This is a genomic window from Siphonobacter aquaeclarae, from assembly GCF_900103285.1.
GTDB lineage: Bacteria > Bacteroidota > Bacteroidia > Cytophagales > Spirosomataceae > Siphonobacter > Siphonobacter aquaeclarae.
In genome coordinates, this window is the sequence record NZ_FNGS01000001.1 from 603,935 (window position 1) to 624,609 (window position 20,675).

The window sequence follows — 20,675 nt, forward strand, 5'->3', positions numbered from 1 at the left end:
AGCTTTGCAACCAGCCAGGGTCACATTTTGTGTGAAAACGGGAATGCCGGTGGGAATCCGGAACAGTCTCCGCTGCTGTGAGAACCCGGTTTTCAGTTTACCGTTGACGGTTTACGGTGCGCACCGTTTTCCAAACTGAAAACGAAAAACTGAAAACCGAAAACTCCTCACCACTCGCCACTGCGTCTCCACGCGGGAAGGCGGTGAGGAGGGAGCAAAGTCAGAAGACCTGCCCCGGCTGATTCACCTGATGGCTTTCGGAAGAAAAGCCGGTAGAAACCATGATCCATTTTTTGACTACCTGCCGTTTCGGCAAATGGTGGGGCTGTATCCCGCTCCTCCTTGTTTCCTTTTTTCTTTCTGCCCAGAGCAGCACCCGACCGGAGCAGGTTCGCATCCGATATGCGAAAGGGTTTTCGGTCCGCTATGCGGGTACGTACAAAATCGTTCACATATTAAGTCCGTTTGGAAAATCGACGGATACGGCCCGGTACCTGCTGATTCCGCGGGGAAAGCCGCGCCCAAAGGGTTTTGCCGGTTACGAGGTCGTCGAGACGCCGGTCCGGAGCCTGGTGGCCATGTCTTCGATGCATATCGGACTGCTCGGTTTTCTGGGGGCGGAAGACGTGCTGACGGGACTGGGTAACCTGAAGTACGTTTCTTCTCCGAAAGTCATTGCCCGGATTGAAGCAGGAAAAGTAAAGGAAGTCGGTAAGGACCAGACGCTTAACGAGGAATTGGTCGTAGCGATGCACCCCGACCTGGTGATGGCCGTTGGAACGCCCAACGCGCGCCTCGACCGGTATGAAACGCTCCGGCGGGCCGGCATTCCGGTGTTGGTCAACTCGGAATGGGTCGAAACCACACCCCTTGCGCGGGCAGAGTGGGTAAAGCTCGTCGCCGTTTTGCTGAACCGCGAGACGCTCGTCAATCAACAGTTTGCGAAAGTAGAAGCCGAATACAACCGCCTGGCGGCCCTCACCCGGGCGGTGAAGACCCGGCCGGGCGTTATTACCGGTACGGCATACAAAGACTCCTGGTTTGTTCCGAATGGAGACAGCTACATGGCACGGTTTTTCAAAGACGCCGGGGCGAGCTATCCGTGGGCGCATACCCGGTCAACCGGCAGCCTGCCCCTGAATTTCGAAACCGTTTTTCCGGTAGGATTAAAGGCGGATGTCTGGCTGAATGTCGGACTGACCGACGCCGATACGAAGAAGGGCGTCCTCGGAAAAGATCCGCGTTATGCCGAATTCAAGGCTTTTAAGTCGGGTCGGATGTATAATTACAGTAAGCGGACCAACAGCCGCGGTTCCAACGATTACTGGGAATCCGGGGCGGTGAGCCCGCACCGGGTACTCGCCGATCTGATCCGCATCCTGCATCCGGAACTGCTTCCCACACACGAACTATACTATTACCAGCAAGTCAAATGACAGGCAGACTCCTCATCGGCTGCCTCCTGCTGGCTGTTGCCGGATGCCTGATTCTCAACATCGGTATTGGTTCGGTGGCAATTCCTCCAGGGGAAATCGTGCGTATTTTGCTGGATGGAAAATCGGACGACGAGGCCTGGCTGTACATCGTCCGGGAAATCCGTCTGCCCAAAGCACTGACGGCGATACTCGTAGGCAGCGGCCTGTCCGTCAGCGGATTACAGATGCAGACCCTGTTCCGGAATCCCCTGGCCGGTCCTTCCGAACTCGGCATTACAGCCGGCGCCGGTCTGGGCGTCGCGACGGTGATGCTGTCCGGTGGGAGCGCCGCGAGCCTCTACGCAATCCGGCAACTGGGGCTATCCGGTAGCTGGCTGATCGTTGCGATGGCGTCGCTCGGTTCGGCAGCCGTACTGCTCCTGGTACTGATGATAGCCGGTCGCCTGAAAGACAACGTCGTTCTGCTGCTCGTCGGCGTGATGATCGGCACAATGACCTTATCGCTCATTAGTATCTGGCAGTACTTCAGTCAGCCGGAGCAGCTTCAGGAATACCTCATGTGGACCTTCGGCTCGCTCGGCGGCGTGGTAGACGATCACCTGACCGTACTGGCGTCTGTTGTGGCGTTTGGTCTGCTTCTGGCTTATGCGTCGTCCAAAGCGCTGAATGCGTTGCTTCTCGGAGAGCAGTATGCCCGAAGCATGGGGCTGACCGTTGGTCGGGCCCGGACGATTATCCTACTCAGTACCAGCCTGTTGACGGGCAGTATTACGGCGTTTTGTGGTCCGGTGGCGTTTGTCGGCATTGCCGTACCGCACCTGACGAGGGCGTTGCTCGGCACGTCCAATCACCGCCTGCTGATTCCGGCCTCGGCCCTGCTGGGGTCGGTATTGCTGTTGTTGTGCGACAGCATCGCGCAACTTCCGGGAACGCAGGCCGTATTGCCCATTAATATTGTGACATCGTTGTTCGGCGCGCCGGTCGTTATCTGGATGATCGTTCGCCGGCATAATTTCCGTTCCGTATGACCGGCATTTTCCTGCAAACCGATGCCCTGCACATCGGGTATGCGTCGCGGTCGGTTTCGGGACCGCTCAATCTTTCGCTTCGTAAGGGGGAACTGGTCTGCCTGCTCGGGCCGAACGGCGCCGGAAAATCGACACTGATGCGGACATTATCCGGCCTGCAGGCGCCGTTGAAGGGCTCCATCTTATTGGAGGGGATTCCGCTGGAGGCGCTTTCTCCGCTTGAGCTTGCCCGGAAACGCAGCCTTGTCCTCACCGACCGTACCGACCCGGGGAACCTCACCGCCGGGGAAGTAATCGCGCTCGGACGTACGCCGCATACCAATTGGCTGGGGCGTTTGACGCCGGTCGACCAGCAGCAAATCCAAACCGCTATTGACCTGACAGACACCGGCTTTCTGCTGTCCAGGCGAATGCCGGAGCTGAGCGACGGCGAGCGGCAAAAGGTCATGCTGGCGCGGGCCCTGGCACAGGATACCGACCTCATTTTGCTGGATGAACCGACGGCACACCTCGATCTGCCTAACCGGGTGGCGATGATGCAATTGCTCCACCGGCTGGCCCGAACCACGGGTAAGGCGATACTGCTTTCGACCCATGAGCTGGACCTGGCCCTGCAAACGGCCGACCGTCTCTGGCTGATCACGCGCGACGGGACGCTCCATGCCGGTGTTCCGGAGGATCTGGTACTCAATGGAACGTTTGAAACGGCCTTTGCCCGGGACGGACTCCAGTTCGACCGGCAAACCGGTGGTTTCCGCATCCGTCTGACGGAAGAAGGGCCGGTTGTTTCCTTAGCCGGTCCGGATTCTATCTGGCTGCGTCAGGCGCTCGCCCGCGAGGGCTACCGGATCCGGGCCGACGGCGGTTATCTTCTTTCGGTAGAAGAAAGCGGGTGGAAAACTACTGATGGTCAGTTATTTACCACGATTGAAACACTTCTCGCGCACCTGCGCAACCAGTTATTCCAATGAAAATCTATACGAAAAAAGGAGATAAAGGCACCACCGGCCTGTTTGGCGGCAAGCGTGTCGACAAAGACGACGTTCGGGTAGAATGCGTCGGTACGCTCGACGAGGTCAATTCGACGATCGGACTGTTACGGTCCAAACTCGGCAACGAACATCCCTGGCAACCCAATCTTCACCGGATTCAGAAAGACCTGATGGACATGATGTCGCACCTGTCACGGCCTTCTGACGCCAAAAAGGAAAACAAAAACCCGATGCCGGTTGACGGAAGCGACTTCTGCGAAGCCTGGATCGATGCGCTCGAAGCGGCGATGACTTCGCCATCCGATTACTTTCTTTTACCGGGAGGAAACGAAGTATCGGCGCTCTGCCACGTCATCCGGACACAGGTACGCCGGGGGGAAAGAAGGCTGGTTTCCCTCCTCAAAACAGACCTTGTACACCAGGCAATTCCGGCGTATATTAACCGTCTGTCGGACCTCTTCTTCACGCTGGCCCGCGCTGAAATGGACAAAGCCGGCGTCGCGGAGGAGAAATGGCAGTTGTTTCTCTACAAACGCTTCAAAGAATGATCTGGTACGTTTCCGGTGGAGCCCGCAGCGGGAAAAGCCGGTATGCACAGGAATTGGCACTGAAGTTATCACGGGAGCCGGTGTATGTTGCCACCGCCCGTATCTGGGATGAAGATTTTGCCAAACGGGTGGAACGCCACCGCGACGAGCGCGGGCCCGAATGGACGACATTCGAGACGGAAAAGGAAATCCGTTCTCTTCCGCTCGACGGGCGCGTCGTAGTAATCGACTGCGTAACGCTCTGGCTGACCAACCTGTTTTTTGCGTTTGATAGTCAGATAGAGCCGGCTCTCAAGGCCTTCCAGCGTGAGATAGATGCGCTGGCGGCCCGGGAAGGGACGTTTATCGTTGTTTCCAATGAGCTGGGGATGGGCCTGCACGCCGAAACGGAATTGGGCCGTGCCTTCACCGATTTACAGGGCTGGGCGAATCAGTATGTGGCGAAACTGGCCGAACACGCGTGTTTTATGGTTTCCGGTCTGCCGCTGAAAGTCAAGTAAGAGGAGACGCAACAACGGCTGTTGTTCTCCGCCGAATCATGGGTTTCTCGACAAAATTCCAGGAGAACCACGCCAGGGGCATCGTGCAAACAACCGACAGGATGATCAGCAACCCGACGTGGATGCCGGGGAAGTAATACAACAGCGTCTGCTGAACCGGAAAAGAATAGATATAGATACCGTAAGAGAAATCCCCTCTCGCGCCAAAGGTATTCAGTTTACCGGGTTGAAAGGCCAGGTAATAAATTCCGGGGGGAAGTGTCAGAAAAGCCAGGGCGCGGCTCCACGGCGCCGGGAGCATTGCCAGCAATACCAACCCCGCCAGCGAAGCAAGTGCCAGCACTTTTCGCCGGCGGCGTGCTTCTTCGCGGTAGAGATACAGAACAATCCCACCGGTAAAGAAGGTAGTAAATTCGATGGCAGACCCGGCGACCATGTTGACCGAGGGGTAGAAATTATTGGCATATGTCGTACCGGAAATCAGCGCGTCAGCGACAATTCCGAGCAGAAAGAAGGCCAGTACCAGCGACCGCATCCGAAGCACTCCGGCGCGGTGCATGAGAAACAATCCAATGTAGCAGGAAAATTCGTACACCAGCGTCCAAAGCGACCCGTTGACAATGTCCGTATCGTTTGTAGAGAAGACACCCGGCAGGCTGAATTGCGAGCGGTATAGCAGGATATTAATCAGGTAGTTATAGGTTTCGGGGAGAAGGAAGTACTCTCGAGCTGGTAGGATTGTCACCAAAGGACCCAGAACAAACGCACAGAGGACAACCACGACAACAAGACCCGGGAAGATACGCCTCACCCGCCGCTTGAAAAACCTGACCGCATCCGGATTGCTGACCAGGCTGCTGCAAATAAGGTATCCGCTGATGACGAAAAAAGTCCGCACGCCGAAGAAACTGAACGAATAGTTTGCAAGAATACGCAAAGGCTCTTCCAATACCCGGCCCGAAAGATCATAGGAATGAGATACGACTACCGACAAGGCCGCGAGAAAACGAATAAAGTCGAGGTTGTTATGGCGTTCGTCGGATAAATTCATTGACAGTATGGACAATACTTCTGCAATCAACTGATTACGCTTCAGCCAACGACAATGAAAGCAGTAGCAGGAGACGTCAGAATCTCCGGGACTCATACCTATTCATTGGAGAAGGCCCGCAAATTTCGATAGAATTTCCCCGATTTGCAAGGCATCCTTTTACGAGTGATTTTACGGTTATTCCGGTCTGCGATACATTTCCGATAAAACACCGGTTAGGTATTTATTTCGCGGCAATCATACCTTTCCGCGCGGAAAACACGCCGCTTGCGCAGTAGTTATCTGTTAAGCATACAGGATTATAATCTATTCATTTTCAATTACTTGTATAGTAAGTTAATTTCAAAAAAAAGACGACTGTATGGATTTTGAAAAACAAACAATCAGATACAGCGGCTGTCCGTTATTTTATGATCCAGAGTAAGTATCCGCGGCTAAAGATAGCACAATACCCCTGCTTTACAGGGACGCAGAAAAGTGCCGGAACTATCCGCTGAAAAGCAAATAAGGAAGCATTTCTGCTTCCTTATTTGCTTTTTAAATGTGTTTTAAAGCGATGATCTCTTTTCAGCCTACCGATCCAACTTTTTCGGGCTGCGAATTTACGTCGTCAACCAACCATTAAGAGTAGCATAGCCTGTATTATAGAAATTCCAAAATTTTCTTGGAAATAGCCTCCATACCCGCGTCGGAAGGGTGCGACGCTACTCCGGCATCTTTGAACAGACCATAGGCCGTATTTCCCCGGTTATTGATGGAATACAGGTACGTATAACCAAAACCGCGCTTGATGCTGACCCGCTCAATTGCCGCACTGGCCTCGGGGTGGTCAAAAAAAGCACCTGTGCAAACCACCTTTCCTTTGAAATTCTCCGTGAGGTATGTCATCAGGGTATCGAATTCCGGTTCGAAATTCAGTTTTTTGACGAACGTCTCACCCACGTTGTCTCCGATACGCATGATGATCAGGTCCGCTCCGAACGCCTTTTCATCCTTGAAAAACTGCCTGGTATCCATCGTCCAGAACGTCGTCTCGAACGTGGATCCTTTGTTTGTCGCCAAAAATTCGGTTTTGGGATTCCGTTTCAGCAATTCCTTTTTCAGGAGGGATACATAGTCCTTATCGGCTGCCGAGGCGGCCATTCCCCAGTCGCCATACCATTCAAGCTGCGGTGCAGGCGGATGTCGTGTGATGCTGTTTCCGATAATCAGCACCTTGTTGAACGTCAATTGGTACTGCGCATCAACAGACCGCGACACTTTTCCGTTTACCCGCGTGCGGATACGGAGGTTTGCCGACTGTGTAAGCAGCAGACTGTCCCCTGCCATCCAGTCCGTCCCGTTGACCGAATACTCGGTTTTGCCACCGACGACGTCCGAACTGACCCGAACGAGCGTATTGAAAGGTACATATCCGGGTTTCGGAGACAGCTCCGGAACGGCTAGCGAATCATCTACCGGATCATTGTTCTCTTTTTTACAGCCGGTTAGTAACGCGAATACCAAAAAGACAATAAAAAACTGCTTCATATAAACGATGGAACTTCCCGGCAAAAGAACAGGGAATGCCAGTATAAAAACAAATTTACAGCGTCTTCTCACTTTTTTTCCAAAGCCAGCAGCCGGTCGCGGATATACCGGCTATTCGGTCACCCATTTCACCTTCTCTTCGATAGGCTTTCGGACGGGAGTCCGTTCCGGCAGCTGGTGATAGCCCATGTAAAAAAGTCCGACACACTTTTCATTCGGTCCCAGTCCCAGAAATTCACTGAACAAGGCCAAATTCCCCGGCGTACTCCAGTACGCTCCAACGTTCAGCGCCGTGGCGGTCAGCCACATATTCTGCACCGCACAGGCAACTGCCGCCAGCTCTTCCCACTCAGGGACTTTCTCCGGGTGAAGTTCCATGCAGATGGCGATGACGCATGACGACCGCGTCACTTTCTCCCGCGTACCCTTCCACTTGGCTTCAGAAAACAATTCAGGCAGCGTTTGTGCTTGATAGGTATCGCCAAGGAAGTCGGCGAGCCGGGTTTTACCTTCGCCACGGAAAACGGTAAACCGCCAGGGTTCCGTCAGCCGGTGCGTCGGTGCATAGTTGGCGTTGGCGAGAATGGTCTCCACAACGGAAACGGGGATTTCTTCTCCGGTATAATCAGGTGGGAAAATACTTCTGCGGGTCCGGATAATCCGGTTCAGGGCTTCTGCGGCTGGTGTCATCAGGTGTTCATTTTTTCCAAAAGTACATGCTGCCGGGCTACCGGCGCTGCCTGTTTTCCGATATTTCGCCGGATGTCCCGGAAAATACGCTGAACCGTCGGATCGGCCGGATGGAGCCCGGCGGTATGCTTATCCCCTGCCAACAAATTTTCCTGCCGATCTTCAAACCTTCCGAAAAAGTCTATATTTACGCCATTGGGAACCGCCCTCCCGTTCTGCCACCGCGACCTTATCCATTCATCCGCATCTGTCAATCCGACTGGCCTGCTGCCAATCGGACCTTTGCTCTATAGGCGTAGCATGAGAGCCTCTATACGATCGCTTTATCTGGTATTGCTCGTTTTCTACGTGTTTTCCGCGCAGAGTCAAACCCATGAATCCGGGGTTCGGCAAGGTGTACTGGATCTGAAAGGGAAGTCTTTGAAAGAGACGTCTGTCCTCCTCGACGGGGAATGGAAATGGTACTGGAACCGCTTCAAACAGCCCTGGGAAGTGGATACCGATTTCGAATACATCCACTTTCCAACGTTATGGAACAATAGTACCTGGAAAGGGCAACCTATTGAATCTCAAGGATTTGCCACCTACGAAATGGTCATCGTACATCCGGCGGCAGGAGAGCGGCTCGCGCTTAATCTGCCGGATGTGTACTCCGCTTCGCGGTTGTTTGTCAACGGGAGACTCGTCGCCCAGTCCGGCGTTCCGGCGACATCCAAGGATAAATCTGTTCCTTTCTGGTCCTTTCGTGCGGTCCCGCTTCCTGCCGCAGATACCATTCGTTTATTGCTCCACGTCTCTAATTACCGGCATTCAAAAGGCGGGCCGTATCAATCCATCGAAATCGGGGATGCAGCCGCTCTTGCCTCCCGGGATTTCATCGGGCAGGCGTCCGACCTGTTTCTGACCGGCTGCCTGTTTATGGGCGGATTGTTCTTTCTCGGGCTGTTTGTATTCGGACAGCACGACAGGGCCATTTTGTATTTCTCGCTGTTTTGCCTGTTGTATAGTTACCGGATCATCGGAACAGACCGGTATGTACTCCATTCCCTGTTTCCCTTTATCAGCTGGTTTATTACGGTGCGGCTGGAGTACCTGACGCTCTTCCTGGGCGTGGCCATGTTTGTGGAGTATACCCGGGCGCTGTACCCCCTGGATGGCAATCCGCGTATTCTCCGGGCGATGACCTGGCTCTGCTTCGGGTTCGGATTACTGGTGATTGTGCTGCCGCCGATTCTTTTCACCCGACTGATCAACCCGTTTCTGGTGCTGATGTTTCTCTACATCGGCTATGCGTTCTATATTTATTACATCGCGGCGCGGCATCACCGGCCGGGAGCAAATTATGCGCTGCTGAGTACAGGTGTGCTCCTGACGGTTTTTGTTGCGATTAATCTGGACTATTTCGGGGTATCGATCGTCGGAAAAACCCTGGTTTTCCTTGGCTATATTCTGTTCTTTTTCCTGCAATCGCTTATCCTCTCCTTCCGCTTTGCCTACACGCTGAAACAGGCCCGCCAGCAGGCAGAAGAGGGACTCGTGGCCAAGAGCGAATTTCTGAGTACCATGAGTCACGAAATTCGCACGCCGCTTAATTCTGTCATCGGGATGATGAACCTGCTTCAGGCCGAAAATCCCCGGCCCGATCAGGAACATCACCTGGAAGTGATGCAATTCTCCGCCAACCACCTCATGAGCATTATCAATGACATTCTGGACTTCAACAAGATCGAAGCCGGGAAAATCAGGTTTGAATCGATCCCGTTCGATATCCGGACGCTGGTCCGCAATACCCTTGAAAGCTACCGTACCTATGCCGATGAAAAGAAGATCGACGTGCACCTGCGCGTCGATCCGTCGATTCAGACTCTCGTTATCGGTGATCCTACCCGTACATCCCAGGTATTGAATAACCTTGTCCACAATGCCATCAAATTCACCCAGAAGGGCTGGATAAAGCTCAGTGTTGATACTGAAAATCAAACAGATACACAGATCACGCTCAAAATTACTGTAGAAGATACAGGCATAGGCATTGAGCCTGAGAAACAACGGTTGATTTTCGACCGGTTTACGCAGGCGGATTCGTCCATGAACCGGAGTTTCGGCGGAACGGGACTCGGGCTGGCCATCTGCAAAAACCTCCTGGCGCTGCAAGGCATTGAACTGCATCTGGACAGTACGCCGGGCCGTGGTTCGGCCTTCTATTTCCTGCAAACCTTCCAGAAATCTTCCCAGCCGGTCCCCGAAGCGCAAACGCCGGTCAAGGTGCTGAATGAAAAAGCACTGGAGGGGGTTCCTATTTTGCTGGTCGACGACCAACCCATGAACATTCTGGCCGCCCGCGGCATTCTCAAACGCTGGGGAGCGATCGTCGACGTCGCCATTAACGGCCAGGAAGCACTGGAAAAACTGGAATCAACCAAGCCCTTTCTGGTGCTGATGGACCTTCAAATGCCGATTCTCAACGGCTACGAAGCCACCAAACAGCTGCGGGCACGCGGCATCAACGTTCCGATTGTTGCGCTCACGGCCAGTCTTGTTCCCGAAATCGAAGACAAAGTCCGGGAAGCGGGGCTGAATGACATCGTCCTGAAACCCTTCAACCCGCAGGAACTGCTGCGGGTCATATTGAAATACACTGAGCATTAATACTCATCAATCCGTTTTTCAGCAAAAGGACAGTCTGTCACTTTGCAAAAGGCAGTTTTTATGAGTATTTATGGTTATTTTAGGACAATAACTTCCTTGCTTTTACTTCGCCCCAAAGTCATCTTTTTTCGTCTGCCTTTGCCGATCCGACTGTAGCTTTGGCGTGGAGAGGCCCGTGTGCCGGGCAGGTGGAAAGCGCCTCTCTGTAAACCCCGAAAATGCCATGGATGATTTTCTTGCTGCCCGTTCCCAGATGGCCCTTTCCCTGGGCTTTCACATTATCTTCTCGTGTATCGGCATGGTCATGCCTTTTTTCATGGCCGTTTCTCACTTTTACTGGCTGCGTACAGGGCGCCCCGTTTTCCGCAACATCACGAAGGCCTGGAGCAAAGGCGTTGCGATATTTTTCGCGACAGGCGCTGTTTCCGGAACGGTACTCTCTTTTGAACTGGGGCTTCTCTGGCCGACGTTCATGCAGCATGCGGGTCCGATTTTCGGCATGCCCTTTTCGCTGGAAGGCACAGCTTTCTTCATCGAAGCCATCGCGCTGGGCTTTTTTCTGTATGGCTGGGACCGGTTTCACCCGTGGTTTCACTGGGCGACGGGTGTTGTAGTCGGTATCAGCGGACTCGTTTCCGGCATTCTCGTCGTTTCCGCCAATGCCTGGATGAATAGTCCGGCCGGGTTTGACTACGTCGACGGGAAATACCTCAACATCGATCCCATCGCAGCGATGTTCAACGATGCCTGGCCGCTTCAGGCCCTGCATATGTGTCTGGCGGCTTTTGTGGCTACCGGTTTTGCGGTCGCCGGTGTTCATGCCCTCATGATCCGGCGGGGCCAATACGTTGATTTTCACAGCAAAGCGTTCCGGATCGCCGCCGTCTTTGGTACCGTCGCTGCCGTACTGCAACCCCTGAGCGGTGATTTATCGGCGAAAGACATCGCGAAACGGCAACCGGCGAAACTGGCAGCGATGGAAGCACATTTTCACACCGAAAAACGGGCTTCCCTCATCGTTGGAGGCCTTCCGGACGAAGACGCGCAGGAAGTAAAATACGCGATCCGGCTCCCTGGTATGCTGAGTTTTCTGGCGCATGGCGATTTCGATAAGCCCGTCGCCGGTCTCGATACGATACCCAAAGAAAACCAACCGCCCGTCGCCCCTACCCACTTCGCGTTTCAGATTATGGTCGGCGCAGGTATGCTGTTGCTGGGCCTTTCCTTTCTCTATTTTCTTGCGTTATGGAAAGGATGGTTGCAGCGACGTTGGCTGCTGGGGCTGTTTACCCTTGCTACTCCCCTGGGTTTCATTGCGGTAGAGGCAGGATGGACGGTAACTGAAGTGGGCCGCCAACCCTGGATCATCCACAACATCATGCGTACAGCCGACGCCGTTACGCCGATGCCGGGCATTCGGTATTCGTTTTACCTGTTTACCGGGGTATACCTTTCGCTGGCGGTAGTCGTAGTGTTTATGCTGTACCGGCAGATCCGGATGGTTGGAAAACTCTATCACACAAACGCCTGACTTGCCATGCTATACGTCGTCATCGGCTACCTCTGGGCGGCCATTCTTCTGTATCTGTTGCTGGGCGGCGCCGACTTCGGCGCCGGTATCATCGAGCTCTTTACGTCCCGGAAAAACCGGAGCCGAACCCGCAAAACGTTGTATCACGCCATCGGTCCTATCTGGGAAGCGAATCATATGTGGCTGATTATCACGGTTGTAATATTATTTGTCGGCTTTCCGGTGATCTACACGACCATGTCGACGTACCTGCATATTCCCCTGGCGCTTATGCTGCTGGGTATCATCGCGCGGGGAACCGCCTTTACGTTCCGGCATTACGACGCCGTCCGGGACGATATGCAGGTACTCTACAACCGGATTTTCATGTATTCGTCGTTTGTGACGCCGCTGTTTCTGGGTATCATTGCCGGCAGCGCGGTATCGGGATATATTGATACACAAGCGGGCGATTTTCTCCACGCCTATGTTTTCAGCTGGCTGCATGGGTTTTCCATCTCCGTCGGGTTGTTTACCGTCGCGATATGCGGCTATCTGGCAGCTATCTACCTCATTGGCGAAACGCACGATCCGGACGAGAAGCTCCGCTTCATCCGCAAAGCACAGTTGTTTACGGGCGTCGCCATCGGAATGGGTGGCCTGGTTTTTCTTACGGCCTGGGTCGAAGGCATTCCGCTGACAGAATGGGTATTCGGAAATGTACCCGGCATCATCGGTTTCTCGGCTGCGACGCTTTCCCTCATCTTTCTCTGGTACTATCTCCGCGCCGGGAAACCGGTTATTATCCGCTTGCTGGCGGGTTTTCAGGTGACGATGATACTGCTCATCACCACGTACCGCCATTTCCCGGATATTGTTTTGCTGAAAAACGGAGATACCCTGTCCCTTCTCGCACATCAGGGGCAGGCCAAAACCATCGAGTCGCTGGGTATCGCGCTGCTCGCAGGCAGTATTTTCATTCTCCCTGCGCTGTTTTACCTGTTGTATAGTTTTCAGAAAGAAGAGGCACACGGATAGGACGGTTTCTTCCTCTGGTTTGAAAAGAATAATAACTGTCGAAAGCAGACAATCCACTGATTATCAAAGCGGCCGGGATGTGTTCCTCAAGAAGAAACACATCCCGGCCGCTTTTTCATAGCCCTTCATCCGGAAAAAAAGTACTAAAAGTCAGGAGGTGGAGGTAGGGTATGCCCCTTTCCCTGCGTCTACCGGTTGCTTTTCATTTCTAATCGACGCATTGTGAATCTTCCAGACGACTCCAGGCAGGAAAAGCCGGTACTCCAGCTCCATTCCGGGGAAATGCCCCGGGAGGCAGACAAGGAGTATTTCATCCGGCAATCCTTCCGGCAGGATCCGAAAAAAGGATGTGAATTGCTGTTCCGCCGTTACTACGCGCCTCTGTGCAGTCATGCTGCGCGGTATGTGTATACCCGTGAAATCGCGGAAGATCTTGTGAGCGACGTGTTTTATACCTTCTGGAAAAAGGAACTCCACCTCGAAATCACCACGTCTTTCCGGGCATACCTTTTTACGGCTGTGCGGCACCGGTGCTTCTCCTATCTCCGGGCAGAAATGACGACGGGTAAAGCACCTGATTTCCCGGAAGTTACTTCTCCATTTCCCCTGCCCGATTCGCTGGTGGAATACGACGAACTGCACCTGCACATCGAGAAGATTGTCAGCGAACTGCCTCCGCAACGGCGGAAGGCCTTTCTCATGAGCCGGTACGAAGGACGCAGCTACCAGGAAATCGCCGAGCGGATGCTTATCTCAACGAAAGCAGTAGAGGCGCACATTTCCAAAAGCCTCCGGACCCTGCGGGAGGCGCTGAAAGATCACTGGCTGGTGTTGATTACCCTGGCTTTTCACGACGTCCTTTAACCGACTGGCACCACCCATTTATGACCAATATGAATCCTGTATTATCCAAAGATAGCGTCTTCTCTTACTTTGCCGGAATGGCAACGCCGCTTCAGAAGGCCCTTCTGGAGGAATGGCTGCGGCATCCGGCCCATGTCGAACTGTATTTCGAATGGCTCGAGGAATGGGAAGCCGGTCAGCCGCAACTGATACCCGACGTAGACGTAGCGTTTACCCACTTTTCCAACCGCCTGGCGGAACCGGCGGCGGAGCATGAAACGGCGACCCCAGGGCCGGCTCCGCTTCGCCGCGCCCGCCGGCTGGGGTGGATTGCTGCGGCGACGATTACCCTCCTGCTGACCGCCTGGTGGCAGCGCGCACAGATCCTGGAAAAAACCTATGAAACCGGTCCGGGTCAGGTCAGCGCCGTCAAGCTGGCCGACGGCAGCCGCGTGGTACTCAACGCCAATTCCGTCCTGACGGTCCCGAGATGGGGCTTCGGAACGGATACCCGGGATGTCCGCCTCAACGGCGAGGCGACGTTTTCGGTCCGGCATACGGTTGATCACCGTCGTTTTACCGTCACCCTTCCTGATCAGAGCAAAGTGACGGTTCTGGGCACCGAGTTCGTCGTATATGCCCGTCCGAGAGGGACGCACGTGGTGCTCAACCGCGGGAAGGTACAGCTGACTTCCCCGGCAAATCCGCGGCCGCTGGCGATGAAACCGGGCGAGCGCGCGACCATCCTCCCCGCCGGTCATGTCAAAGTCGAAAACCTGACGCCGGCGCAGGCGGAAAGCGAACGCTCCTGGGAAGAACACCGCTTCGTCTTCGACCACACGCCGCTGCAGGAGGTGGCGACGCGGATGAATGAGGTATTTGACGTCCACGTCTACATCGAAGACAAGGCCCTGGCCCGCCGTGAACTGACTGGTACCTATCCGGCAACCACCGCCGAGGAACTGCTCGACATCCTGTCGGAGATGCTGGACATCGAAGTGAAAAAACAGAAAAAGAAATTGCTTCTCCTGCCCCGCAGAAACACCTACTAAAGCTCTAACTGTCTGACTGCTATGATGCGACGATTACCCCCCGTCCGGGCCCTGTCCCTTTGTGTACTGGTCGGAATCACCCCGCTCATGACCCATGCCCAGCTCTATGCCCTTTCGGCGCAGAAAGCCCGGGTCTTCGCCCATGAAGTTCCACTGCGGGATGTCCTGCTTCAACTGAAGGAGCGGTATCAGGTCGATATTCTCTTCGAGGAAAATCAGCAACTGCTTGTTCGCGGCGCGCTGCTCCGTGATGCAACACTTGAGCAAAACCTCGATCACCTGCTGGCATCCACCGGTTTACGTTATAGGAAAGTCAAAAAAGACACGTACATCCTGAAGCAAGCCGCGCCGGAGGTCAGTTTCCTGGCACAGCGGAGCAACGCGCTCCCGCCCGAGGCCACACCGATACGCCTTTCGCCGGCACGGACCGAACTGATCGTCGCCATTCCGCCGGTAAAAGGAAAGGTAACCGACCGGGCGACGGGCCAGCCGCTCGTTGGCGTCAGCGTCCTGCTGAAAGGTACCGGTCAGGGCACCTCTACCAACGCAGCCGGGGAATTTACCCTCAGCCTCGCCGAAAGCCAGGGTATCCTGTTAGTCTCCTCGATCGGGTACCAGACCGAGGAAATACCCCTCGGCGGACGGACGAGCCTGGCTATTTCCCTCGCAGCCGATACCAAGGCGCTGGGCGAGGTAGTCGTCACGGCGCTGGGGATCAAGCGGGAACAGAAAGCCCTCGGGTATTCCGTCGCGCAGATCGACGGCGCCGAGCTTTCCAACGTCAAATCGCCCAATATGCTCAACGCCCTGGCCGGAAAAGTAGCGGGCGTGAACATTGTCAGCACCAGTACGGATGCAGGTTCGACGGCCCTGATTACCATCCGCGGGCAATCTTCCATTTCGAAGGATAATCAGCCACTGTTTGTGGTGGACGGCATACCTGTAGCGCCTTCTCTCCGGACCCCCAACATGGCCATCGGCCGGTCAGTCACCGACTACGGCAGCCCCATCGGCGATATCAACCCCGATGATATTGAGAGCGTTACCATCCTCAAAGGCGCCAGCGCGGCGGCCCTGTACGGCAGCCGGGCCGGCAGCGGGGTAGTCCTCATTACCACCAAAACAGGCTCAAAAGCCCGGAAAGGTCTCGGCGTGACGGTGAATTCCACCACCATGTTCGATAAAATCTGGCAATACCCGGAGTTTCAGAATCAGTTCGGCACCGGGGATTTTCCGGGAACGGCCAACACCGTGCAGGGAAGCGCCTGGGGCCCGCGTCTGGACGTTGGCATGAAGAAAGCCCAGTGGAACAGCCCGCTCGACGCCAGCGGCAACCGAATTCCGACAGACTGGGTCTCGTACCCCAACCGGATCAGCGACTTTTTCAGAGTAGGAACGACCTTTACGAATAACCTGGCGGTGACGTCGAACGGTGAAAAGGGAAGCTTCCGTCTTTCCTATACCAATCTGTCGAACAACGGCGTCGTACCGAATACCGGTTTGAAGCGCAACTCGCTCGACCTGGCAGCCAATTACAAGCTGCACGACCGGGTACGTATTTCCACCAACGTCGGGTATACCAATAACAGCAGCGCCAACCGCGCCGCCGCCTACCGGGAGAGTGTCACGGAAATTCTGTACAAAATGCCAGCGAACGTGGACCTGCGCCCGCTCCGCAACTACTGGAAACCCGGCCGGGAAGGGTTTGAGCAGTTTACGTACGACCCCGGAAACCTCGACAACCCGTACCTCGTCGCCTACGAAGAAACCAACGGCTACCGCCGGAACCGCATCATCGGAAACGTACAGGCGTTCGTGGATATCACGAAAGACCTCAGTCTCATGGTCCGGACCGGGATGGATTTTTATGCCGAAGAACAGGACCTCAAGCGGCCCTTCAGCGGCAAGCGGACGCCGCTCGGCGGGTACTACCTGAACAACCTGTTTTTTACGGAACATAACTCCGACTTCCTGCTTTCGTACAAGAAGACGCTGACACCCGACTGGCAGTTTTCGGCTTCTGTCGGCGCCAACCGCATGGACCAGCAGTCGCGCAGTACCGCGACTACCGCCGGCAGCCTGGTCCTGCCCGGCATCTACAACTTCTCGAACGCCGCTGCCGGAACGGTCACGACGCTTCAGAATAATACCCGGAAGCGCATCAACAGCATCTACGGTACTGCGGAGGTTTCGTACAAAAACATGCTGTTCCTGAATGTGACGGGGCGGAATGACTGGTCGAGTACGCTGCCATCTCAAAACAACTCCTTTTTCTATCCGTCCTTTTCGCTCAGTTCGGTCGTGACGGATATGCTCAAAATGCAGTCGAACGTACTCACGTTTGCGAAAGTACGGGCAAACTGGTCACAGGTAGGCAGCGACACCGATCCCTACCAACTCTACAATACCCTGTTGTTTGATACGGACTGGGGCACGGTGAAGCGTCCGAACCTCGATTTCGCCCTGAAAAACAGCCTGTTGAAGCCGGAAATCGCAACTTCGTATGAACTTGGTACCGACCTGCGGTTCTTCCGCGGCGGCCGGATCGGGCTGGAGTTTACCTGGTACAAGACCAACAACCGGAACCAGATCATCAAGATCCCGACTACCATTGCGGCCGGTTCGAGTACCCGCCTCGTCAACGCCGGAAATATTCAGAACGAAGGAATTGAAATCGGGGTACGGGCTGTACCCATTGATGCGGTGCTGCGCTGGGAAATTTCGGCCAACTATACCCGGAATATCAACAAAGTCATCAAGCTGATCGACGGGCTGACGGAGTATTCGATGGGTAGTGCCGATGGCGACAACATCCGCTACCTGCTCAAGGAAGGTACCAAAATCGGGGATATGTATACGCCCAGCTGGATCAAGGTACCCGACGGACCGTACAAGGGCCAGCCCCTGCTGACGTCGGCCGGCCTGCTTCAGCGCCAGACTACCTATGATTACCTCGGCAACTACAACCCGGATTTCTCAGTCGGTTTCAACAACACGTTCACGTATAAAAACCTGACGCTCAACTTCCTGATCGACTGGCGCCAGGGCGGCAAGTTCTACTCGTACCCGATGAAAACGATGATACTCCAGGGTACCTCGGCACTGACGCTACGCGGTCGCGACGCAGAAACCGGAGGCCTGGCCTGGACCGACGGCGAGCGCCGCCAGCGGAATGACGGGATGATCGTCCAGGGGTACATCGCCAACGGCGACGGTACGTACCGGGAAAATACCAACATCCTGTCGGCGTCAGCTTACTACGACAACCTGTACAACAAGTACTACGAGCGCACCACGTATGACGCCTCATTTGTCAAGCTCCGCGAGGCATCCCTGACCTATCAGTTCGGCAAAAAGGTACTCAGCCGCCTGCCGGTGTATAACCTGTCGGTTTCTCTCATCGGACGGAACCTGTTTAACTGGACGGCGTGTGACAACGGATTCGACCCCGAAACAAGCATGAGCGTCGCCGAAGACGGCTTCCGCCGCGGCGTAGGGCACTGGACGCTCCCGGGCGTGCGCTCCTACGGATTCAAGCTGGGCTTTCAATTTTAAGCATCAAACCAATGCGCAACCGACTTCTGTTTCTCTTTTCCGTCTGGATACTGTCGGCCTGTACCGACGGGTTTGAAGACATCAACAAGAATCCGAACTCTCCGGAGACGATCAATTCCGACTACCTGATGTCGAATGTAGTCCTGTCGTCCGCCTACTATTACCAGACCCAGGCCTTCACCGGCCGGGCCGCGAATGCGGGGCGGTACATTACCCTGGTTCGCAACACGGATTACACCAATTTCAACTGGGGGCCGGTAGGCTGGTGGGATCCCTACGCCTACCTCACTCTCAACTACACCCTCTACCAGCAGGCAAAGGAAAAAGGGGAAGACCAGTACCTGGCGGTGGCGAAGATTATGAAGGCCTTTAATTTCGGGTATCTGTCTGATTTATACGGGGATATCCCCTATAGCCTGGCGCTGCAATCGAAAGAAAGCGGGCTGACCCGGCCGGCCTATGACAAGCAGGAAGCGATTTTTCCGGCCCTGCTGACAGAGCTGAAAGAAGCCAATGAACTGCTTCAGACGACGACGAAAACCATCGTCGCGACCTCCGACGTTCTGTATGCCGGAAATACCCTGAAATGGCGGAAGTTCGCCAATTCCCTGCGCCTGCGGTACCTGCTGCGTATTTCGAAAAACTATCCCCAGGCGTTTACTGAAATGCAGGAAATACTGGGCGATAAAACGAAGTACCCCATCCTCGAAAGCAACGCCGACAACCCCGAAATCAAGTACCTCGGCACCCTCGCCGCCAACAGCTGGCCGGGAGGTACCCTGGCCATGATCGACTTTGATTTCACGAAAACGAAGGCGAGTAAGGAGCTGGTGGATCGCCTCACCGCGCGCAACGACCCCCGCCTGCCGGTATGGGTAGCGCCGGTGACGGCTGCAACGGGGGCGACGGTCGACAAAAACACGTACGTCGGCGTACCCCACGCCATCGCCGATCCGGCGTCGTACAACGGCGGCGAAACGCATATTTCCACCTTCAGTACCCTCATCCGGAAAAATGCCGACGACAAGCTGAAAGCCAGCATGCTTACCTATGCCGAGCAGTGTTTTATCCTGGCGGAAGCGCTCCAGCGGAAGGCCGTGACGTTCTCCGGAGAAACCGCTGAAAGCCTGTATTACAAGGGGATAGACGCATCGATGGACTACTGGGGCGTCAAAGCCCAGGCCACAACACAGGGCTATGCGGCGCAGCCGCTCGTGAAGTACGACGGCACCCTCGAGCAGCTCATCACCCAGAAATGGCTGGCCAATTTCTTCAAAGGCAGCGAAGGGTGGTTTGATAACCGGCGGACAGGTTACCCGGTCTTCCAGCCCGGGCCGCTTTCCCTCCTGTCCAAAATGCCGCAGCGTTTCCGCTACCCGGATACCGAGACGGCCACGAACAACGAGAACTACAAAAAAGCCGTCGCAGCGTTTGGCGCAGATGATGAGTATACCCTGATGTGGTATTTGAAATAGCATGGGGCAAGGGGCAGAGGGCATGGGGTGGCGTACTCCCACCCTCTGCCCCATGCCCCTTGCCCCATGCTATCCCACATCACCTGTAGTGCGTTCTTTTCATCCCTGACATTTTCGCCCCGCTGGTTTCGACGTTGCTCAACCACCGGCCACCGCGCAGCATATGGGCATGGAGCGGGACTACCCCACCCTATGCCCCACGCCCTCTGCCCCATGCCCTCCCGCAACACCCTATGAACCCTCCCAGCCAGCAGCTCCTCAACGACATCACGCAAGGAAATGAATCTGCATTTGCCCTGTTGTACAACCGGTACCGGCCCTCGGCGCTTCGCTATTGCCTCGCCATCGTGAAGGAGCCCGAGGAAGCCGAAAATATCTTTCACGAAGTACTGATCAAGCTTTGGGAACGAAGAACGTTCATCAACCCGGAGCTCAATTTTCACGCTTACCTGTTTACCTGTCTCCGGAATACATGCTTTGATTTTCTGAAGGAAATGGAGCGTGACGCCTTCGTACGCCAGCAATATGCCGAGCGCCAGTATGCCTGTGGGGACGAAGATTATGAGGAGCATGAGCAGCGGCTCGTCCGTCTGCGTCAGGCGATCCATACCCTTCCCCGTCGCCGGAAGCGCATTCTCCTGTTGACCATCGAGCAGGATCATTCGTACCAGGAGATCGCGGAGCTCCTGCATATCTCCCGTAATACGGTCAAAAATCACCTGGTAAAAGCCCGGCATGTCCTGCGCGAACAACTGATTCCGCGGCGATAGCCCCGACG

At 55.0% G+C, this 20,675-nt stretch carries 17 protein-coding genes and 1 riboswitch; of the genes, 14 read left to right on the forward strand and 3 right to left on the reverse strand.

The window, feature by feature from the left end:
• A riboswitch (cobalamin riboswitch) is annotated at positions 1-251 on the forward strand.
• A 30-nt stretch (positions 252-281) separates the two neighbouring features.
• The 5 genes from BLR09_RS02270 to BLR09_RS02290 are packed head-to-tail and all read left to right on the forward strand — an operon-like array spanning position 282 to position 4,504.
• Entirely contained in the window at positions 282-1,436 is a 1,155-nt protein-coding gene (locus BLR09_RS02270; protein WP_093197164.1) for an ABC transporter substrate-binding protein, read from the forward strand.
• Entirely contained in the window at positions 1,433-2,464 is a 1,032-nt protein-coding gene (locus BLR09_RS02275) for an iron ABC transporter permease (RefSeq protein WP_093197167.1), read from the forward strand. The genes BLR09_RS02270 and BLR09_RS02275 overlap by 4 nt, the downstream gene beginning before the upstream one ends.
• Complete coding sequence (locus BLR09_RS02280) at positions 2,461-3,435, forward strand: ABC transporter ATP-binding protein (RefSeq protein ID WP_093197169.1); 975 nt, start codon at positions 2,461-2,463, stop codon at positions 3,433-3,435. The genes BLR09_RS02275 and BLR09_RS02280 overlap by 4 nt, the downstream gene beginning before the upstream one ends.
• Positions 3,432-4,004, forward strand: coding sequence for a cob(I)yrinic acid a,c-diamide adenosyltransferase (locus BLR09_RS02285; RefSeq protein ID WP_093197172.1), 573 nt, complete (start codon positions 3,432-3,434; stop codon positions 4,002-4,004). The genes BLR09_RS02280 and BLR09_RS02285 overlap by 4 nt, the downstream gene beginning before the upstream one ends.
• Positions 4,001-4,504 (forward strand): bifunctional adenosylcobinamide kinase/adenosylcobinamide-phosphate guanylyltransferase, encoded by a 504-nt coding sequence (locus BLR09_RS02290; RefSeq protein WP_093197174.1) that lies wholly within the window; start codon positions 4,001-4,003, stop codon positions 4,502-4,504. The genes BLR09_RS02285 and BLR09_RS02290 overlap by 4 nt, the downstream gene beginning before the upstream one ends.
• Here the strand turns inward: BLR09_RS02290 and BLR09_RS02295 are convergent.
• From BLR09_RS02295 to BLR09_RS02305, 3 genes are all read right to left on the reverse strand, one after another.
• A complete protein-coding gene (locus BLR09_RS02295; protein ID WP_176785415.1) occupies positions 4,497-5,555 on the reverse strand; it encodes an acyltransferase family protein in 1,059 nt (352 codons plus the stop codon). The two genes, BLR09_RS02290 and BLR09_RS02295, sit on opposite strands and share 8 nt — an antisense overlap.
• Before the next feature lie 642 nt (positions 5,556-6,197).
• On the reverse strand, positions 6,198-7,085 hold the full coding sequence (locus BLR09_RS02300; RefSeq protein ID WP_093197180.1) for an SGNH/GDSL hydrolase family protein: 888 nt from the start codon (positions 7,083-7,085) through the stop codon (positions 6,198-6,200).
• Between the two features lie 111 nt (positions 7,086-7,196).
• Positions 7,197-7,775, reverse strand: coding sequence for a nitroreductase family protein (locus BLR09_RS02305; RefSeq protein WP_093197182.1), 579 nt, complete (start codon positions 7,773-7,775; stop codon positions 7,197-7,199).
• A 26-nt stretch (positions 7,776-7,801) separates the two neighbouring features.
• Here BLR09_RS02305 and BLR09_RS02310 point away from each other — a divergent pair, with 26 nt between their 5' ends.
• From BLR09_RS02310 to BLR09_RS02350, 9 genes are all read left to right on the forward strand, one after another.
• Positions 7,802-8,068 carry a hypothetical protein gene (locus tag BLR09_RS02310; protein WP_093197185.1) on the forward strand — a complete coding sequence of 89 codons (267 nt, stop codon included), beginning with the start codon at positions 7,802-7,804 and terminating at the stop codon, positions 8,066-8,068.
• Between the two features lie 7 nt (positions 8,069-8,075).
• On the forward strand, positions 8,076-10,424 hold the full coding sequence (locus BLR09_RS02315) for an ATP-binding protein (RefSeq protein ID WP_093197187.1): 2,349 nt from the start codon (positions 8,076-8,078) through the stop codon (positions 10,422-10,424).
• 223 nt (positions 10,425-10,647) lie between these two features.
• On the forward strand, positions 10,648-11,955 hold the full coding sequence (locus BLR09_RS02320; RefSeq protein WP_093197823.1) for a cytochrome ubiquinol oxidase subunit I: 1,308 nt from the start codon (positions 10,648-10,650) through the stop codon (positions 11,953-11,955).
• Positions 11,956-11,961: 6 nt separating this feature from the next.
• A complete protein-coding gene (locus tag BLR09_RS02325; protein WP_093197190.1) occupies positions 11,962-12,972 on the forward strand; it encodes a cytochrome d ubiquinol oxidase subunit II in 1,011 nt (336 codons plus the stop codon).
• A 222-nt stretch (positions 12,973-13,194) separates the two neighbouring features.
• On the forward strand, positions 13,195-13,836 hold the full coding sequence (locus BLR09_RS02330; protein WP_245689856.1) for an RNA polymerase sigma-70 factor: 642 nt from the start codon (positions 13,195-13,197) through the stop codon (positions 13,834-13,836).
• Between the two features lie 29 nt (positions 13,837-13,865).
• Positions 13,866-14,867, forward strand: a complete 1,002-nt coding sequence (locus BLR09_RS02335) for a FecR family protein (RefSeq protein ID WP_176785417.1) — start codon at positions 13,866-13,868, stop codon at positions 14,865-14,867.
• A gap of 21 nt (positions 14,868-14,888) precedes the next feature.
• Complete coding sequence (locus tag BLR09_RS02340; RefSeq protein WP_093197195.1) at positions 14,889-18,422, forward strand: SusC/RagA family TonB-linked outer membrane protein; 3,534 nt, start codon at positions 14,889-14,891, stop codon at positions 18,420-18,422.
• A gap of 11 nt (positions 18,423-18,433) precedes the next feature.
• Positions 18,434-19,897: a SusD/RagB family nutrient-binding outer membrane lipoprotein gene (locus tag BLR09_RS02345; RefSeq protein WP_093197198.1), complete on the forward strand. Its 1,464-nt coding sequence runs from the start codon at positions 18,434-18,436 to the stop codon at positions 19,895-19,897.
• 233 nt (positions 19,898-20,130) lie between these two features.
• Positions 20,131-20,667 (forward strand): RNA polymerase sigma factor, encoded by a 537-nt coding sequence (locus BLR09_RS02350; protein WP_093197202.1) that lies wholly within the window; start codon positions 20,131-20,133, stop codon positions 20,665-20,667.
• Positions 20,668-20,675: the final 8 nt, after the last annotated feature.

Bases quoted from the DNA above. Each gene is read 5' to 3' on its own strand.
- BLR09_RS02270 (WP_093197164.1), top strand. From the start codon at position 282: ATGATCCATTTTTTGACTACCTGCCGTTTCGGCAAATGGTGGGGCTGT.
- BLR09_RS02275 (WP_093197167.1), top strand. From the start codon at position 1,433: ATGACAGGCAGACTCCTCATCGGCTGCCTCCTGCTGGCTGTTGCCGGA.
- BLR09_RS02280 (WP_093197169.1), top strand. From the start codon at position 2,461: ATGACCGGCATTTTCCTGCAAACCGATGCCCTGCACATCGGGTATGCG.
- BLR09_RS02285 (WP_093197172.1), top strand. From the start codon at position 3,432: ATGAAAATCTATACGAAAAAAGGAGATAAAGGCACCACCGGCCTGTTT.
- BLR09_RS02290 (WP_093197174.1), top strand. From the start codon at position 4,001: ATGATCTGGTACGTTTCCGGTGGAGCCCGCAGCGGGAAAAGCCGGTAT.
- BLR09_RS02295 (WP_176785415.1), bottom strand. From the start codon at position 5,555: ATGAATTTATCCGACGAACGCCATAACAACCTCGACTTTATTCGTTTT.
- BLR09_RS02300 (WP_093197180.1), bottom strand. From the start codon at position 7,085: ATGAAGCAGTTTTTTATTGTCTTTTTGGTATTCGCGTTACTAACCGGC.
- BLR09_RS02305 (WP_093197182.1), bottom strand. From the start codon at position 7,775: ATGACACCAGCCGCAGAAGCCCTGAACCGGATTATCCGGACCCGCAGA.
- BLR09_RS02310 (WP_093197185.1), top strand. From the start codon at position 7,802: ATGCTGCCGGGCTACCGGCGCTGCCTGTTTTCCGATATTTCGCCGGAT.
- BLR09_RS02315 (WP_093197187.1), top strand. From the start codon at position 8,076: ATGAGAGCCTCTATACGATCGCTTTATCTGGTATTGCTCGTTTTCTAC.
- BLR09_RS02320 (WP_093197823.1), top strand. From the start codon at position 10,648: ATGGATGATTTTCTTGCTGCCCGTTCCCAGATGGCCCTTTCCCTGGGC.
- BLR09_RS02325 (WP_093197190.1), top strand. From the start codon at position 11,962: ATGCTATACGTCGTCATCGGCTACCTCTGGGCGGCCATTCTTCTGTAT.
- BLR09_RS02335 (WP_176785417.1), top strand. From the start codon at position 13,866: ATGAATCCTGTATTATCCAAAGATAGCGTCTTCTCTTACTTTGCCGGA.
- BLR09_RS02340 (WP_093197195.1), top strand. From the start codon at position 14,889: ATGATGCGACGATTACCCCCCGTCCGGGCCCTGTCCCTTTGTGTACTG.
- BLR09_RS02345 (WP_093197198.1), top strand. From the start codon at position 18,434: ATGCGCAACCGACTTCTGTTTCTCTTTTCCGTCTGGATACTGTCGGCC.
- BLR09_RS02350 (WP_093197202.1), top strand. From the start codon at position 20,131: ATGAACCCTCCCAGCCAGCAGCTCCTCAACGACATCACGCAAGGAAAT.